Origin of the sequence: Paenibacillus amylolyticus (genome assembly GCF_047302515.1) — a bacterium.
Taxonomy (GTDB): Bacteria; Bacillota; Bacilli; order Paenibacillales; family Paenibacillaceae; genus Paenibacillus; species Paenibacillus amylolyticus_G.
Genome location: NZ_CP168019.1, coordinates 430,284 through 446,576 on the forward strand (window position 1 = coordinate 430,284; position 16,293 = coordinate 446,576).

15 protein-coding genes are annotated in these 16,293 nt (G+C 45.5%); 12 read left to right on the forward strand and 3 right to left on the reverse strand.

All coding sequences use genetic code 11. The annotated features are described in order from the left end of the window. Positions 1-25: 25 nt before the first annotated feature. A complete protein-coding gene (gene tgt, locus ACDJ59_RS02015; RefSeq protein WP_413407456.1) occupies positions 26-1,162 on the forward strand; it encodes a tRNA guanosine(34) transglycosylase Tgt in 1,137 nt (378 codons plus the stop codon). A gap of 67 nt (positions 1,163-1,229) precedes the next feature. Continuing rightward, positions 1,230-1,541 carry a preprotein translocase subunit YajC gene (gene yajC, locus ACDJ59_RS02020; protein WP_074096232.1) on the forward strand — a complete coding sequence of 104 codons (312 nt, stop codon included), beginning with the start codon at positions 1,230-1,232 and terminating at the stop codon, positions 1,539-1,541. 123 nt (positions 1,542-1,664) lie between these two features. Here yajC and ACDJ59_RS02025 read toward each other — a convergent pair whose 3' ends face one another. After that, positions 1,665-2,057 (reverse strand): TIGR04086 family membrane protein, encoded by a 393-nt coding sequence (locus ACDJ59_RS02025; protein WP_036616878.1) that lies wholly within the window; start codon positions 2,055-2,057, stop codon positions 1,665-1,667. A gap of 228 nt (positions 2,058-2,285) precedes the next feature. Here ACDJ59_RS02025 and ACDJ59_RS02030 point away from each other — a divergent pair, with 228 nt between their 5' ends. After that, entirely contained in the window at positions 2,286-2,999 is a 714-nt protein-coding gene (locus tag ACDJ59_RS02030; protein ID WP_413409691.1) for a YetF domain-containing protein, read from the forward strand. 7 nt (positions 3,000-3,006) lie between these two features. Here ACDJ59_RS02030 and spoVB read toward each other — a convergent pair whose 3' ends face one another. Continuing rightward, a complete protein-coding gene (gene spoVB, locus ACDJ59_RS02035) occupies positions 3,007-4,641 on the reverse strand; it encodes a stage V sporulation protein B (RefSeq protein WP_413407457.1) in 1,635 nt (544 codons plus the stop codon). Positions 4,642-4,868: 227 nt separating this feature from the next. Here spoVB and ACDJ59_RS02040 point away from each other — a divergent pair, with 227 nt between their 5' ends. The 6 genes from ACDJ59_RS02040 (at position 4,869) to ACDJ59_RS02065 (ending at position 11,380) form a co-directional block, all read left to right on the forward strand. After that, positions 4,869-5,108, forward strand: a complete 240-nt coding sequence (locus ACDJ59_RS02040; RefSeq protein ID WP_036617497.1) for a post-transcriptional regulator — start codon at positions 4,869-4,871, stop codon at positions 5,106-5,108. Positions 5,109-5,199: 91 nt separating this feature from the next. After that, complete coding sequence (gene secD / locus ACDJ59_RS02045) at positions 5,200-6,450, forward strand: protein translocase subunit SecD (RefSeq protein ID WP_051447453.1); 1,251 nt, start codon at positions 5,200-5,202, stop codon at positions 6,448-6,450. Beyond that, complete coding sequence (gene secF / locus ACDJ59_RS02050) at positions 6,440-7,348, forward strand: protein translocase subunit SecF (protein WP_413407458.1); 909 nt, start codon at positions 6,440-6,442, stop codon at positions 7,346-7,348. Before secD ends, secF begins: the two co-directional genes overlap by 11 nt. 73 nt (positions 7,349-7,421) lie before the next feature. Then, the gene (locus tag ACDJ59_RS02055; protein WP_413407459.1) at positions 7,422-8,381 is read left to right on the forward strand and encodes a cation diffusion facilitator family transporter; all 960 of its coding nucleotides are present in this window, start codon (positions 7,422-7,424) and stop codon (positions 8,379-8,381) included. A gap of 40 nt (positions 8,382-8,421) precedes the next feature. Then, positions 8,422-10,830, forward strand: coding sequence for a single-stranded-DNA-specific exonuclease RecJ (gene recJ, locus ACDJ59_RS02060; RefSeq protein WP_413407460.1), 2,409 nt, complete (start codon positions 8,422-8,424; stop codon positions 10,828-10,830). Positions 10,831-10,867: 37 nt separating this feature from the next. Continuing rightward, positions 10,868-11,380 carry an adenine phosphoribosyltransferase gene (locus ACDJ59_RS02065; protein WP_017686780.1) on the forward strand — a complete coding sequence of 171 codons (513 nt, stop codon included), beginning with the start codon at positions 10,868-10,870 and terminating at the stop codon, positions 11,378-11,380. A gap of 153 nt (positions 11,381-11,533) precedes the next feature. Here the strand turns inward: ACDJ59_RS02065 and uraA are convergent, their stop codons facing one another. Continuing rightward, positions 11,534-12,850: a uracil permease gene (gene uraA / locus ACDJ59_RS02070; RefSeq protein ID WP_413407461.1), complete on the reverse strand. Its 1,317-nt coding sequence runs from the start codon at positions 12,848-12,850 to the stop codon at positions 11,534-11,536. Between the two features lie 373 nt (positions 12,851-13,223). Between uraA and ACDJ59_RS02075 the strand changes: the two genes are divergently transcribed. The 3 genes from ACDJ59_RS02075 to ACDJ59_RS02085 all read left to right on the forward strand — a co-directional run bounded on the left by ACDJ59_RS02075 (position 13,224) and on the right by ACDJ59_RS02085 (position 16,119). Next, the gene (locus ACDJ59_RS02075; RefSeq protein ID WP_036616894.1) at positions 13,224-15,401 is read left to right on the forward strand and encodes a RelA/SpoT family protein; all 2,178 of its coding nucleotides are present in this window, start codon (positions 13,224-13,226) and stop codon (positions 15,399-15,401) included. A 12-nt stretch (positions 15,402-15,413) separates the two neighbouring features. Continuing rightward, entirely contained in the window at positions 15,414-15,875 is a 462-nt protein-coding gene (gene dtd, locus ACDJ59_RS02080; protein WP_339185966.1) for a D-aminoacyl-tRNA deacylase, read from the forward strand. Between the two features lie 76 nt (positions 15,876-15,951). Beyond that, positions 15,952-16,119, forward strand: coding sequence for a hypothetical protein (locus ACDJ59_RS02085; protein WP_156946186.1), 168 nt, complete (start codon positions 15,952-15,954; stop codon positions 16,117-16,119). Positions 16,120-16,293 lie beyond the last annotated feature (174 nt).

A 16,293-nucleotide genomic window follows, 5' to 3' on the forward strand; every position in this document is an offset into this window, starting at 1 on the left:
AACTTTTAGAGGATGATTAAAACCAATGGCAGCAATTACGTATGAACATATCAAAACTTGCAAACAATCCGGTGCACGTCTGGGACGTGTACATACACCTCACGGTATTATTGAGACACCAACCTTTATGCCTGTAGGTACACAGGCGACTGTCAAAACAATGAGCCCTGAAGAGTTGAAAGAAATGGATGCTCAGATTATTTTGAGTAATACCTATCACCTGTTTCTGAGACCAGGACATGAAATCATCCGTGAAGCTGGCGGATTGCACAAATTCATGAACTGGGATCGTCCAATTCTGACGGACAGCGGCGGATTCCAAGTGTTTTCTCTCAGCGAGATGCGCAAGATTACGGAAGAAGGCGTTAACTTCCGTTCTCATCTGAATGGAGACAAGAAGTTCCTTTCTCCTGAAGTGGCGATGGAAATCCAGAATGCACTTGGCTCCGATATTATGATGGCGTTTGACGAATGCCCACCGTATCCGGCTGAATATGAATATGTAAAAAAATCACTCGAAAGAACAAGCCGCTGGGCAGAACGTTGTCTCGAAAGTCACGATCGTCCACATGACCAAGGTCTGTTTGCCATCGTACAGGGAGGCATGCATGAAGATCTTCGCCGTCAGAGCGCCGCAGATTTGACTTCCATGGATTTCCCGGGGTATGCTATTGGTGGACTGAGTGTTGGAGAACCGAAACATTTGATGTATGGTGTATTGGATTACACGTTACCTTTGTTGCCGTCCAATAAACCACGTTATTTGATGGGGGTAGGTTCGCCCGATGCGTTGATTGAGGGATCTATTCGTGGAGTGGACATGTTCGATTGTGTTCTGCCTACTCGGATTGCCCGTAACGGAACAACGATGACCAGTCAAGGACGTCTGGTAATTCGTAATGCCAAGTTTGCAACCGATTTTGGACCATTAGATCCTGAATGTGATTGCTACACTTGTCGCAACTATTCCAGAGCTTATCTGCGTCATTTGATCAAAGCAGATGAAACATTTGGCCTGCGTTTGACAACGATCCATAATCTTCATTTCTTGCAGAATTTGATGCGTAATGTACGTAAAGCCATTATGGAAGATCGTTTGCTTGATTTCCGGGATGAATTTTTCGATCAATATGGTCTTCATGACAATGACAAAGGTTTCTGATTGAGTTTTTGAGGAAACCGGCGTAACAAGCAATATCTGTATGTATAGTCGATAAGGGGGAGTTTGAATGTTTCAGGGAATGACTCTAGCAGGAGCACAAGGCGGTGGAATCGTATCTTTGATTGTACCTTTGGTACTCATGGTTGCGATCTTCTACTTCTTGATGATTCGTCCACAGAACAAAAAGCAAAAGCAACGGAATTCGATGCTGAGCCAATTGAAAAAAGGCGATAAAATTGTAACGATTGGTGGCCTTCACGGTACGATCGCTGAGATTACGGATGATGTGGTTGTATTGCGTGTAAACGATGTAACTAAGCTTACATTTGACCGTAATGCAATCAGCACGGCTGTAGCTCGTGATACGGCTGTTGAATAGTACTGTAACATAGAATAACGAGGGTGCGTTTGTGGCGTATTCCCTAGTAGAGAACCGGATCTCCTTGGAGACCGGTTCTCTTTTTTGATTTATGAGGGAAGGTCGATGTTCTTTACCAGTCAGTTAGGAGCGATGCGTATTAACACCGAACATGCCACCGAGAGCTGAAATGAAGAACGCGCTAAGCAGTTGTAAACTATCCTTCCAATTAAACGAAGCATCCAGCGCAAGAAATCCGATTAACAGCACAAGGAGTCCATATACGATTCCGGTAATCCCACCGTAGTACCATCCTTTTTCACCAGAACGTTTGCCTGCCACAAAACCACCAACCAATAATGACAAGCCATGAACAACATAGGTATACAACGAGAGGTCCTGTTCCCGCATTCCGCTCATCCAGAGAAACAAGGAGAGAATAAATGCCCCGATAAACATCCATACAAAAGCCTGACAGAGGCCTGACAGAATCGGATTGGACACTCGAAACGAAACCAAGCGGCGGATCAATTGCATGAAGCAACCCCCTTGTACAAGTTATAAGTTAATACAGTGTATGGTCAAGCCTTCGGACTTATGAACTGTTTTCCATTAAATGAACGGATTATTTCTGCATGAGCATGTAAGGTTCAGGTCAAAATAGGGATTGCAATACCCAGCTAACTGTTAAAAACTCAGTTTCGAAGGAGGACCCCTGTTGTGAACTTCCCAGATGTCGGATCACATATCTTTCGAACCATTCTCATGTACTTTCTGGTGTACTGTGCAATGAGGGTTATGGGTAAACGTGAGATAGGTAAGCTATCCATGTTTGATCTTGTCGTGTCCATCATGCTTGCTGAAATGGCTGCTTTTGTCATTGAAGATATTGATAAACCACTCTCTTATGGGATTGCCCCCATGCTTACCTTGATCATTGTACAGATCGGAATGGCCTTTATAGGTCTTAAAAGTCGGCGTCTCCGCCTGATAATTGATGGCAAACCTACTGTTTTGATCTCCAAAGGCGTTCTTCACCGGGATGAGATGCGGAAGCAACGATATAATCTGGATGATCTATTGCAACAACTCCGTGAACAGAATGTTGACAGTATCGGTGAGGTTGATTTCGCTATTTTGGAGACCACAGGCAAGCTGACCGTTTTTCCCAAGGATAAGAATACTTCTAACGACAGCAATTCTTCCGGTTCTGACTCAGAAGATTCTTCTTCCAGTAAATCCAAAACGGGAAAAAACCAGATTGACGGATTTCCAAATATTAAATATGAAGGTCTGCCACTCCCCTTAATTATGGACGGAAAGGTCCAGGATCAGAATCTGGAGATCATCCAGAAAACGAGATTTTGGCTGAAAAATCAAATTCAACATAACGGAATTTTGGATTTCAAGGATGTATTTATATGTTCCATTGACCACAATGGGAAGATATATGTCAGTCCAAAAGATGATAAAAAATAAATGAAAATCATTTGCCTGACCGGCGCTTGAACCATGAACCAATCAAAGGAGCACGGGACAGATCATGAAAGTCAATCATTTTGGTCCAGCCCATGACGATGAAATACACGATAAGCCCGACAAAAGGAGCGAGAAGCATCCTCACCCAAAAAGGCAATATCATGGCAGTCTCTTCGTATACGAGTAGGGTCGCTGCTCCCATGATAAACATTCCTGCACCCGTCTTGACCCAATCCATCATTTTGAAGCGGAATTGTAGCAGGCTACGTACGCTTTGGGCATGTAAAAGGGTAACTACCGTAGAATTCACACAGATGGCGATGACTGCACCAAAGATGCCATATTCAGGCCGGGAAGCAAGCGTTAAAATCAACGTGATTTTGATAACAGCACCGATAAACGTATTCAGCAATGCTTTACCCGGACGGTCAAGAGCTTGTAGTGCAGCTTGAAGAGGAGCTTGAATATAAATGAACAAAGCAAAAGGAGCCATTAGCTTCAGCATGCTTCCGATCGATGCATCATTATATAGAACAAGACACATCGGTTCGGCAAGCACATACATAAACACGGAAAACGGAGCACCTGTCACAAGTGCCAAACGTAAGGCCTGATGCATTCTTTTGTGAATCAGTGCGCGATCTCCCTGAGCAGAAGCTTCGGACAGTGAAGGCACAAGTGATGTCGCGAGCGATGAGGTTAGTGCCCCCGGCAGCAGCAGCAAAGGAATAATCATACCTTGTAATGCACCATATTGTGCTGTAGCGAGCCCTTTGGATATGCCTGCCAGAGCCAGACTCTGGGCAGTAACGATGGTTTCGGCCAGATAGGATAAGGAGCCAACCAATCGGCCTGCTGTAACAGGAATAGAGATTGCAAGCAAACGCCGGATTAATCCCGGCTGTGGAGTACCCGTTTCTTTCAGAACTGAAGGTATTGGGTTTAAAGGCTTGGCTGAAGGTTTGGTTGTGAGATCGGACATGTTCTGTTGCATAGCGAGCGGTAACTCTTTCTTCTGCCTGTTATACTTCCACAAGAGTACAAGCATACCGCCGAATTCTCCAACGAGCGCTCCCAGCATGGCACCAGCAGCAGCTTGGGCAATACCGTGGGGGAGGAGAAGCCAGGCAAACCAAATGACACAGACGATACGAATGATGGTTTCAACAATGGATGAAATGGCAGTAGGCATCATGTTTTGCTTACCTTGGAAATACCCTCTGTAGACAGCAGATACGGCGATAATGGCAATCATGGGGCTCATACTAACGAACGTATGGTACACCCGCTCATCTGTGAGCACGTATTTGGTAACCCAGGGTGCAAATAGGATGCACAAAAACATGAATACAACACCCAGGGTCAACGTAAAGCTTAAGCTTACTTGCAGGATTCGCTGAGGGGAATAACGATTGGCACCGGTATCAGCTTCGGCTACGAGTTTGGCTACGGCGAGCGGAATACCACCCGTAATTAATGTCACCAGTACGATAAAAAAGGGATAGCTCAATTGATAGATGCCAACACCTTCTGCACCAATGATTCGTGGCAGCGCAATGCGCGGAATGAAACCAAGTATTCGATTAATTATGCCTGCCGCGAGCAGGATCATGGCCCCCTGGATAAATGTCTGTTTCTTCAAGACTACCCCTCTTTCCCGGTTGAAAGTACAGGCTATCAACATAAACGGGACAAAGCCGTTGTTCTTCATCCTATGCCAGTCCTTTATCTTCTCATGACAACTTGGACACGATTAACAAAAAGAACCATAATCAGCAAGAAGGAATATGATCAGGCGAAGTCGAATCATGTAATATTGATGCCGCATAAAGGCTTGGATGTACGAAGGGAGGCTCCCCGTTGGAAGAAATGAATGATGTGGAGTTGGAACAGTCAATAGAGATGCTCTGCCGTAGCAAAGCGGAGGAATTAAGGCTTGTCGGTTACGAATATGTCACCAGCAAAGATGTCTGGAATTGCGTCAGTCATAAATATGAAAAACAGGGCATTCCACCGCTTCACCAGCTGGTGAACGACATTTTGTCACTGAAAGCAACAAGCTTTATGAACTTTATGACCGTGTCTGCATACCGGGGGTCCTCTTTCTAGACGAAAGGGATCTTTTTTGTTGAAAATTGACTGCTTTTTACGGCATCGCTATAATAGGAATATTGAGAACGAAAGGGGATCTAGGAACGGCATGAAAAGAATTATCAGTTTCATTCTGGTCGTGCTTGTCACCACAGGGGTAATGGTGGGAACAAGCCCGGAACTGCTCAAAAATATACGCTTGGGCCTTGATTTAAAGGGAGGCTACGAGATCTTATATGAAGCAGAGCCGCTCGAAGCAGGTCAACAAGTCACCAAAGCATCTTTGGTGCAAACGGCCAAAAGTCTTGAAAGCCGCGCCAACGCGCTCGGAACAAGCGAACCGGAGGTAACCACTGAAGGAAGCAACCGGATTCGATTGAAGTTGGCAGGGGTTACGGATGAGGCTGAAGTTAGAGCCAAAATGAAAGAGCCGGCTGTTTTGACCTTCCGTAGTAAAGCTGAGAACGACAAGGAAGGCGAATACACCAAAATTGAGCTTCGCGGAAATGAATTTGTTGAGAATGCAGCCAAAGTTGTGTTCACTCAATTGAATGAGCCGATGATTGACATTCAAGTGAAAGACAAAGCCAAATTTTCCGAGATTACCAAACGTTTGATCGGACAACCTCTCGCTATTTATTTGGACGATGAGCTTCTATCTGCTCCAACCGTTAGACAACAGTTGACAGATGGTTCCGCTCAGATTTCGGGTGCTTACACACGTGACGAAGCAAACCAGCTTCGTGACACCATTAACCTGGGTGCATTGCCACTGAAACTTACAGAGAAGTATTCACAAAGTGTTGGTGCAACACTTGGTAAGCTTTCTCTGGATCAGACCATTAAAGCGGGATTGATTGGTTCCGTTATTATTCTAGTGTTCATGATTGGGCTTTATCGCATTCCTGGTATTATTGCGAGTTTTGCCTTGATCACACATACGTGGCTGGTACTTGCAATCTTCTATTTAGGAGAATTCGTGCTTACCCTTCCAGGTATTGCGGCGTTTATCCTGGGTATAGGGATGGCGGTGGATGCCAATATCATCACGTACGAACGGATTAAAGAAGAGATGCGCAGTGGTAAGTCGATCTTGTCTTCGGTTAAAGCGGGTGGTAAACATTCCTTCCGAACAATCATTGACTCCAACATCACAACCATTATTGCTGCGGCTGTTATGTTCTTCTTGGGAACAGGTGCGGTTAAAGGTTTTGCACTCGTGCTGATTTTTGATATTGTCACCAGTATTATCACGAATATTTTCTTCTCCCGCTTCCTGTTGACCCTGCTTGTACGGGGTAACGTGTTGAAGAAGCCTAAGTACTTCGGAGTGAAGGAGAGTGAAATTCGTGCGCTTTAATTGGAATTTTGATTACGTTAAAGGTAGTAAGATTGCCTATATCTTCTCGATTATTCTGACGGTTACGGGGATCATTAGCATTCTGGCTTTGGGTTTGAATTATGCGGTTGATTTCCGTGCTGGATCGAATGTGGATATCTCGGTATCCAAAGCAATCACAGCGGAGCAGATTAAACCTATCGTTAAGGACATCGGTGTTGATGAGGGTGATGTTACCATTACACCGGGGGCTGACCGTGTAAATGTTCGTTTCTCCAATGAATTGGATGAGACCCAAGAGAGCAAATTTAAACAGGAATTTACCAAACTGGATGCATCGGCTTCCTATGAAGTAAATACCGTTGATCCAGAGATGGCCAAAGAATTGGAGCGCAACGCGATCTACGCGGTACTCATTGCAAGTATCGGGATCATGATCTATGTTGCGATCCGGTTTGAGTGGCGCTTTGGTTTGGCTGCGGTTATCGCACTCTTCCATGATGCATTTGTTGTAATAAGTGTGTTCTCTATCTTCCGTTTGGAAGTCGATCTGACCTTTATTACTGCAGTATTGACCATTGTTGGGTTTTCGATCAACGATACGATCGTTATCTTTGACCGGATTCGTGAGAATCTGCGTTTTGCCAAAAAGACAACCAAAGCCGACCTACGCGAGGTAGTCAATCGCAGTTTGGCTCAAACGATGACACGTTCCCTGAATACAACATTCACCGTGTTTGCAGCTTCAATCTGTTTGTTCATATTTGGTGGAGAATCCATTCGCATGTTCTCGCTTGCGATGGTTATCGGAACACTGTTTGGCGCATATTCTTCAATCTATATCGCTGCTCCACTATGGTTGATGCTCAAAGGTAAACAAGTGGATAAGCCAAAAACAGTAGCTAAAGAATCTAACTAAACATCTTATTGTGAAGCCGCGTCTGCCAGGCGCGGTTTTGCAACTTTATGTACAGAATTAAGGGGGAATATTCATGACCAGAGAACATATCCCATCAGCTCAGGCTGCCACATGGAGCGGTATTGCCGGTAATATGGGACTTGCGGTGATCAAAGCGGGAGTCGGTTATATGGCAAACAGCAAATCATTGCTCGCTGACGGCTTGTATTCTGCTTCTGAAGCTGGTTCTGCCCTGGCTGGTCTCTTTCCCTCCAAGTCTGTACGCGATAAGAGCAAGGCTCGCAGGGGACGGTTTAAAGAACATTCACGTGTTGCTAGACCCGGGATCTCAGTATTGTTATCTGTCCTGATCCTCATGGGTGGATTGCAGCTTGCCATCTCTGCATTGGGTAGTCTATCCGGGAGTGAACCGGAAGCACCTGGCAAGTCGGTACTTTTGGTGGCTGTTGCAGCTTTGGCTGTGAAGGAAGCTATTTTTCAATTTCAGTACAGATATTTCCGTAAACGAAATCAGTCTCAGGCGCTGACCTATGCACAGCAACATCGCCGTGCACTCTATTGCTCGCTCGCCGTATTAATCGGTATTATCGGTTCGATGGCTGGTGAAGAGACGGGCTTGAGCATGTTGCTCTACCTGGACCCCACGGCTGCGTTGATTGCTTCCTGTTTTGTGCTTCACAAGGGTTACCGAATGATTGTGGACACGGTATATGGTTCACTTGTTCAGGAACTGGAGCAGGAAGAAGCGTCCGATTTCAAAGAGACCGTACAGCGGGTATATGGCATCATTACCATTGAGCATTTGGTTGCACGTGAACAGGAACATGACGTTACGATTGAGCTGGTCATTAGTGTGAACCCGAGAATCTCGATACTAGAAGCACAGGAAATTGCTAATCGGGCCAAGACTCTACTGTTAACTCGGTTCAGTCATGTGAAAGAAGTACAGATTCAAGCGATACCTTATGATCCAGGTTATCCCTATAAATCCAATCATGAACTGCCCGATCACGAAGCGACATTAATTCAGTAGTGAAGCGCGGGTCCAGTAGATCAGGAAAGGAGCGTTATCATTGCTTTATTCGCAATACCGGTGGAATACACCGAATATCGATTTGGAGGCGGCTGCGGGACTCTCGCAGGCGCTTTCCGTTTCACCCCTTGTTGGACGTTTGCTTGTGAGTCGAGGAGTGCACAATGAGAAGGAGGCCGAACGTTTTTTGCATCCTGACCTTAATCAGATGCATGATCCCTATCTGCTCCTCGGCATGAATGAAGCTGTACCACGTATCAAGCTGGCATTGGAGCGGGAAGAACATATTTTGATCTACGGGGATTATGACGCTGATGGCGTATCCAGCACATCGCTCATGATCCATTTGATGCGTCATCTTGGGGCTTCGTACGATATATATATCCCTCATCGCTCGAATGAAGGGTATGGATTGCACAACCATGCTTTGGATTGGGCCCATCAACAAGGCGTTTCATTGATTATTACCGTGGACACCGGAATCAGTGCTGTTGAACAGATTGCCTATGCGGCCACGCTGGGCATCGAAGTCATTGTGACAGATCACCACGAACCGCCTGAAATTTTGCCCGAAGCCTTTACACTTATTAATCCAAAACTTCCGGGATGCCCGTATCCTTTTAAAGGTTTGGCAGGAGCGGGAGTAGCCTTGAAGCTCGCTCAGGCATTAATCGGGGAAGTGCCCGGTGAATGGATGGAGATTGCCGCCATCGGCACCGTTGCCGATCTGATGCCTTTGGAAGGGGAGAACCGGGTTATCGTTAGTTATGGAATAGAATCGATGCGTGGTTCACGTCTTCCTGGTGTAAGTGCATTGCTGGAAATCAGTGGTGTGGACCAGAGTCAGGTGACTTCAATTAATATTGCCTTTGCCATGGCACCTCGTATTAATGCCAGTGGACGTTTGGATCATGCCGGGAGAGCGGTATCCCTTCTCACTACCGAGAATTTGGATGAAGCTCATACGCTTGCGGGCCAGCTTGATCTATTGAATCGGGAGCGGCAGCAAGTCGTAGAGGGCATATTACAAGAAGCAACGGCACAGTTGGAACAAAAGATACAGCTTCGTTCAGGGTCCGTTCCAGATGTAATCGTATTGGCTGGAGAGGGCTGGAACGTCGGAGTGGTTGGTATTGTGGCTTCCAAATTGCTGGAGCGTTATTACCGACCTACACTTATCCTTGGGATCGATCCAGAGAGTGGGGTCTGCAAGGGCTCTGCGCGCTCCATTGAGGGCTTGGATATCTATCAGGCGCTCACAGTCAATAAACATACTATGGACCATTACGGGGGACATCCTGCTGCAGCAGGTATGACCTTGCATCGGGATCAGCTGGAAGAACTTGAGGCTGGTTTGAATGAGTTTGCTGCATCTGTATTAACTGAAGAGGACTTTGTACCTCAACGTCTTGCGGATGATGAATGCAGAATCAGTGATGTTCCACTGAAAGTCATCCAGGAGATTGACAGATTGCAGCCTTTCGGTATGAGCAATCCTTCGCCACGGTTTGTGTTGAGAAGCGTGACTGTGAAGGAAACCAGAACGATGGGACGAGAGAAACGCCATCTGAAATTGGTTCTGGAGCAAGATGGTCAGCAACTGGAAACGGTGGCTTTTGGTAAGGGAGCGTTAGCAGAGTTCCTTCTCCCAGGTTCCGTTATTGATGTGATGGGAGAACTGTCCATTAATGAATGGAATGGGATGAGAAAACCTCAATTGATGCTTCAGGACATTCATGTTCCTCAGGTCCAAGTATTTGATTTGCGCGGTAATGCCGAGCCATTGAATGCGATGAAGCATTTCTTGAACTCACTTGAGGTGCATCTGCGATATAAATCTGGTTCTGTTGGTGCTATTGTTCGGAAAGAAACAGATGTTTCCGAGGGAAATTCATTGTATGAACCTTGCCTTTGGGTATATGATAGAAAGGTCGGGTTATTTCCATGTAATGCTGCTGCACAGCATTATGGACAGGAACAAGTCCGGACGTTATTTGTGTTTGATACGCCGGAAACCCCGGAACAACTTAATGCCATGCTGGCTTTGTTCAGTGGAGCTGAGAATATCATCCTTCTGCACGGATCAGGCAACCGCCGAGATCGCCTTCAGATGCCTTCCAGAGATCTCTTTAAGCGTATTTATATGCAGGTGTTGAAATGGAAAGCTGAACCCGTGGAGGAACAAGAGATTACTCCTGTGCTCAGTCGTCAGTGTGGTTGTTCGCCGCGCATGATTACGATGATGTTGGATGTATTCGAAGAGTTATCCTTCATTACCCGTGATAACGGCAAAATTGCGTTTGTGGATAACCCGCCTAAGCGTGAACTAACCGCTTCACGTCACTATCAGGCGCTCGAAAATATGGCCGAGATAGAACAGGTGATGCTGGATGCAGCCACACCGCAACTGACACAATGGATGATATCCCGGATGAAGGGCGTATCTTAGATGGAAGTTTGTGTATTTATTTTAGGAGGAGATTATTTTGGATTTTAAAGATTATATTCGTGTCATTCCTGACTTTCCACAACCGGGAATCAGCTTTAAGGACATTACAACATTGTTGAAGGATGGAGAAATGTACCGCAATGCGATCAATGAACTGAAAGTGATGGTTTCTGATCTCAAAATTGACGTTATTGCTGGACCTGAAGCACGTGGTTTCGTTGTGGGCGCCCCTCTGGCATACGCTCTTGGTGTCGGTTTTGCTCCGATTCGCAAAAGTGGAAAACTGCCTGGAGAGACGATTGAAGTTGGTTATGATCTCGAGTATGGCAAAGATACACTCGCGATGCACACAGATGCGATTGAAAAAGGTCAAAATGTCCTGATCGCAGATGATCTGCTCGCAACGGGTGGAACGATTGCAACTTCCATCAACTTGATTGAACAATTGGGTGGGAAAGTTGTCGGAGCTGCCTTCCTGATTGAGCTGTCTGATCTGAATGGTCGTGCTAAATTGCCAGAAATCGATGTATTCACATTGATGAATTATTAAGCTGAAATCTCTACATGTACCGCTGTGATGAAACATGAATTGTTTTTTCCGTTTCCCGGGAAATAATATACAGCATTAATGATTATCAAAAAGCCTGTTCTTCCAACCGTAAGGTTAGGGAGAACAGGCTTTTTGATGTGTATACGATGCAAATTAATCGGGCGTTTTTTCAGTGATAGGCTGTTTACGCGAATCGTCATTCAACCAACCCAGCACTTCAAACAGTTTGAACAACAAGCTCATCAGGATTCCGACGATGGTTGCCAGTGCCATCCCTTTCAGATGAATACCGTAGAAGGTAACTTCTGTACCACTTAGCCCAATGACCAGTACAAGTGTAGTAAGCAGAAGATTGGTCGGTTTGGCAAAATCGACTTTCTGTTCAACCAGAATACGCAGACCGGATGCTGCGATAACCCCGAACAGAAGCAGGGATACGCCACCCATAACAGGCACAGGGATATTGGCTACAAGCGCCGAGAATGTTCCTGAGAAGGAGAGTACGATTGCAATGACTGCTGCGCCACCAATGACATATGTGGAGTATACGCGAGTCAGTGCCATAACACCGATGTTCTCACCATAGGTTGTATTAGGAGTAGATCCTACAAACCCGGACAGAATGGTGGAGACCCCATTACCAAGCAGGGAACGATGAAGCCCAGGGTCTTTCGAAAGATCTTTGCCTACAATGCTGCTCGTTACAAGCAAATGTCCAATATGTTCAACGATAACCACAAGCGCTACAGGTAAAATGGTGAAAATAACGGACCAGTCAAATGTAGGCGTTGTTACGGTTGGTAGTGAGATGAAATCAGCGTTTGCAATAGCCTGTTTATCAACCAGACCCATAGAATAGCCAAGGATATAACCGACTACAATACCGATTAGAATATGAATGATTTTGGGGAATCCACGGAATGTTACGGCTCCAATGACAGTGATACCAAGCGTGGCCATGGATAAAATAATGGGTTTGGCCTGCGGCACCCAGTTCGGGTTAGCAACAGGATCAGAGTTAATCAATCCTGCCATACCAGCTGCAACAGGTACAAGCTCCAGACCGATCAGAGCAACGATGGCACCCATAACTGCTGGTGGGAAGACTACGTTAATCCATCCGGTACCCGCAAATTTAATAATGAGGGCCACGAAACAGAAAACAAGTCCTGTTATGATAAAAGCTCCAAGTGCCATGGAGTAGCCATTCTCAGGATGTTGTTTTAATACCATTGTGACAGGTGCAATAAAGGCAAAACTGGACCCGAGATATGCAGGGATCTTTCCTTTACACATCAGTATGTACAACAGTGTTCCAATTCCGTTCATAAGCAGGATCATACTTGGATCAACACCGAACAGGTTTGGTACAAGTACCGTACTGCCAAACATGGCGAACAAATGCTGAAGGCTAAGCAGTGAACCTGAGCCAAGTGGCATCTTTTGATTAACCTGAATTTCGCGTTGCAATGAATTTCATCTCCTTTTCCGAAACACAAACTTTCAATAGATTACAGAGTTTCTCTTAATTAAGCAATAACATTTTTGACGTAGCAGAGCGATGGAATTTATATTTTCATGAATTTTCCTTCTATTTCAGCAAATAACGGCAATAATACATAAGAAATAAGAAATACATCCAATCCCCTGTGAGTCATAGGGAAACGGGTTAAAAGTAATTCAGATCACCTATATAAAAATTGGATAAGCGCTCTTATTCGTCAGCAGTTGACGGGAAACGGGCGAAGCGTCATAATTATAGGAAATTACTTTTACGGGGAACCTGTGTTGCAGCACTGTCACGGGTTCCATTTGGTATAGAAAGGACACGGAACAGATCAGAATGGGCATAGAGCAATTACTCGAGAAGGCCGGGGCATATATCAAAGAACCCGATCTGGTGCGCATACGAGAAGCTTACGAATTTGCTGATCAGGCCCACCATGGACAGACGCGAAAATCGGGAGAACCGTATATTCTGCATCCGCTTGCGGTTGCCGACATTGTTGTGAACATGCAGATGGACACCATCTCCATAATAGCAGCGCTTCTTCATGATGTAGTAGAGGATACTACGGTCTCACTTGAAGAGATCCGCAATCATTTCGGCAATACGTGTGCCATGCTTGTTGACGGCTTGACGAAACTGGAACGTATTCAGTTTCGCTCCAAGGAAGAACAGCAGAACGAGAACTACCGCAAAATGTTCATCGCCATGGCGCAGGACATCCGTGTCATCGTGATTAAATTGGCTGACCGTCTGCATAATATGCGGACACTCAAATTTCAGTCGGAAGAAAGCCAGCGCCGGATTTCATATGAAACGCTGGAAATTTTCTGTCCGATTGCAAACCGTTTGGGTATCTCTGCAATCAAATGGGAAATGGAGGACATCGCCCTCCGTTATTTGAATCCGCAGCAGTATTACCGAATTGCAAACCTGATGCACAAAAAACGTGCGGAACGGGAGCAATATATTGATACGGTTATGGATGGAATTACGAACAAGCTCGATGAGATGGGAATTCAGGCAGACCTTTCGGGTCGCCCGAAACATATCTACAGCGTGTTCAAGAAAATGACTACCAAAAACAAGCAGTTTAACGAAATTTATGATCTGCTTGCCATTCGTATTATTGTGGATAATATCAAGGATTGTTATGCTACCCTGGGAATTATACACACGCTATGGAAACCGATGCCTGGACGCTTCAAAGACTACATTGCGATGCCGAAGGCGAACATGTATCAATCGCTGCATACAACGGTAGTTGGTCCCAATGGCGAACCAACAGAAGTACAGATCCGGACATGGGATATGCACCGGACTGCTGAATTTGGTATTGCTGCCCACTGGGCCTACAAAGAAGGCGCTGCGAACGGAAATCATTTTGAAGATAAGATTACGTTCTTCCGTGAAATTCTTGAACTTCAAAACGAAGCACAGGATGCATCAGAATTCGTAGAGTCACTCAAAATGGATTTCTTCTCGGATCTGGTATTTGTATTTACGCCAAAAGGAGAAGTCATCGAATTGCCAATCGGCTCTGTTCCTTTGGATTTTGCTTATCGAATCCATACGGAGGTTGGTAATCGGACCATTGGTGCCAAAGTAAACGGTCGGATTGTTCCGCTCGATTATCATCTAAAGACAGGTGATATCATCGAAATTTTGACGTCCAAACATTCTTACGGACCGAGCCAGGACTGGATGAAAATTGCGAAATCTTCTCATGCACGAGCAAAGATCAAGCAATGGTTCAAGAAGGAACGCCGTGAAGAAAACGTTGAAAAAGGTCGGGAGAGCTGTGAGCGTGAACTGAAACGCATGGGGCTTGATCCTTCTGCGTGGATGACGGATGACAAGTTGATGGAAGCTGCCAAAAAATATGCGTTTAACGATATTGATGACATGCTTGCGGCTGTTGGATTCGGTGGGATTACTGCTGCACAGATTGTAACCAAAGCAACCGAAAAACTGCGTAAAGAGCAGGAAGAGTCCAGTTTGCTGGAATTAAATTCCGAGATGCGCGAGCTGAAACCTGCGCCTGAGCGCAGAAATCGACCAACCAACGGTATTCGTGTCAAAGGCATCGATAATCTGCTTGTTCGATTCGCACGTTGCTGTAATCCTGTACCTGGGGATGACATTATCGGATACGTTACACGCGGACGCGGCGTTTCCGTACACCGTAGTGACTGTCCGAATATCCCTACAAGTGCAGACGGTGAAGAAGCAGCACGTGTTATTGAGGTCGAGTGGGAAGAGAATATCGAAGCAAGTTACAGTGTGGATATTGAGATTACAGGCCATGATCGGAATGGCTTGCTCAATGAGGTACTTCAGGCTGTATCTGAAAGTAAAACCAATATATCTGCCGTTACAGGACGGACAGATAAAAATAAATTAGCATTGGTGCACGTCACAATTCTGATTCGTAATACGGATCATCTGCAATCCGTTGTAGAACGGATCAAACGTGTGAAAGATGTCTATTCGGTGCATCGGATTATGCAGTAAGGAGCCTGTAAGATGAGGGTGCTTGTACAACGCTGTAAAGAGGCTCAGGTGACTGTGGGAGACGAGCTGACAGGTAAGATCGAATCCGGATTAATGCTGCTTGTGGGCATTACCCATGAGGATACCGCGAAGGATGCCCAGTATCTGGCTGACAAAGTTAGTGGGTTGCGGATATTTGAGGATGATCAGGAGAAGATGAATCTCAGTCTGCTTGATGTAGGCGGTGCTGTATTGTCTGTTTCCCAGTTCACCCTGTACGGAGATTGTCGCAAAGGAAAGCGCCCAAGCTTTGCGGCTGCGGCCCGACCTGAAGCGGCAGAACTGTTATATGAAACGTTTAATCAACTGCTACGGGATAAAGGTATTCAGGTGGAAACCGGGCGTTTCGGAGCGATGATGGATGTAACATTTACCAACTGGGGACCCGTGACTTTGATGCTTGAAAGTCCAGTTCGTCAGGAACCAAGTGCATAATTCCATGGGGTTCAGGCCATAATAAGGGATAATTCGTTGATGACTATTTCATGATCAAAGGAGTATCCATCCAATTATGCGCCAATCTGCGAAAGAAACACGTACCCGTACAGAACCTTTGTTACTCCCTGGCAACCTGTATGAATCATTGCACCTTGCCCGTTCGGCTGCTGAGTATGTTGCAACGATCTGGGCACTTCAGGATTCGGACAAAGGGAAGCAGAGTCATCTTCCGCGATCTTGAATGTTTACACAGGGATATAAACATCCGATATTTGGATTATACAGATTCTGAAAAAGTCCTGATTCCTTCCCGAGTCAGGACTTTTTGTCGTGAGTAGAACTTTTTAAGTGTTTGTTTGACGACTTCGTACAAAATGAAATTACATTGAATTGTTATAAATTGCTCTGGTGAGGG

Coding starts and splice junctions, on each gene's coding strand:
- tgt (WP_413407456.1), top strand. CDS start 26: ATGGCAGCAATTACGTATGAACATATCAAAACTTGCAAACAATCCGGT.
- yajC (WP_074096232.1), top strand. CDS start 1,230: ATGTTTCAGGGAATGACTCTAGCAGGAGCACAAGGCGGTGGAATCGTA.
- ACDJ59_RS02025 (WP_036616878.1), bottom strand. CDS start 2,057: ATGCAATTGATCCGCCGCTTGGTTTCGTTTCGAGTGTCCAATCCGATT.
- ACDJ59_RS02030 (WP_413409691.1), top strand. CDS start 2,286: ATGTACTTTCTGGTGTACTGTGCAATGAGGGTTATGGGTAAACGTGAG.
- ACDJ59_RS02040 (WP_036617497.1), top strand. CDS start 4,869: ATGAATGATGTGGAGTTGGAACAGTCAATAGAGATGCTCTGCCGTAGC.
- secD (WP_051447453.1), top strand. CDS start 5,200: ATGAAAAGAATTATCAGTTTCATTCTGGTCGTGCTTGTCACCACAGGG.
- ACDJ59_RS02055 (WP_413407459.1), top strand. CDS start 7,422: ATGACCAGAGAACATATCCCATCAGCTCAGGCTGCCACATGGAGCGGT.
- ACDJ59_RS02075 (WP_036616894.1), top strand. CDS start 13,224: ATGGGCATAGAGCAATTACTCGAGAAGGCCGGGGCATATATCAAAGAA.
- dtd (WP_339185966.1), top strand. CDS start 15,414: ATGAGGGTGCTTGTACAACGCTGTAAAGAGGCTCAGGTGACTGTGGGA.
- ACDJ59_RS02085 (WP_156946186.1), top strand. CDS start 15,952: ATGCGCCAATCTGCGAAAGAAACACGTACCCGTACAGAACCTTTGTTA.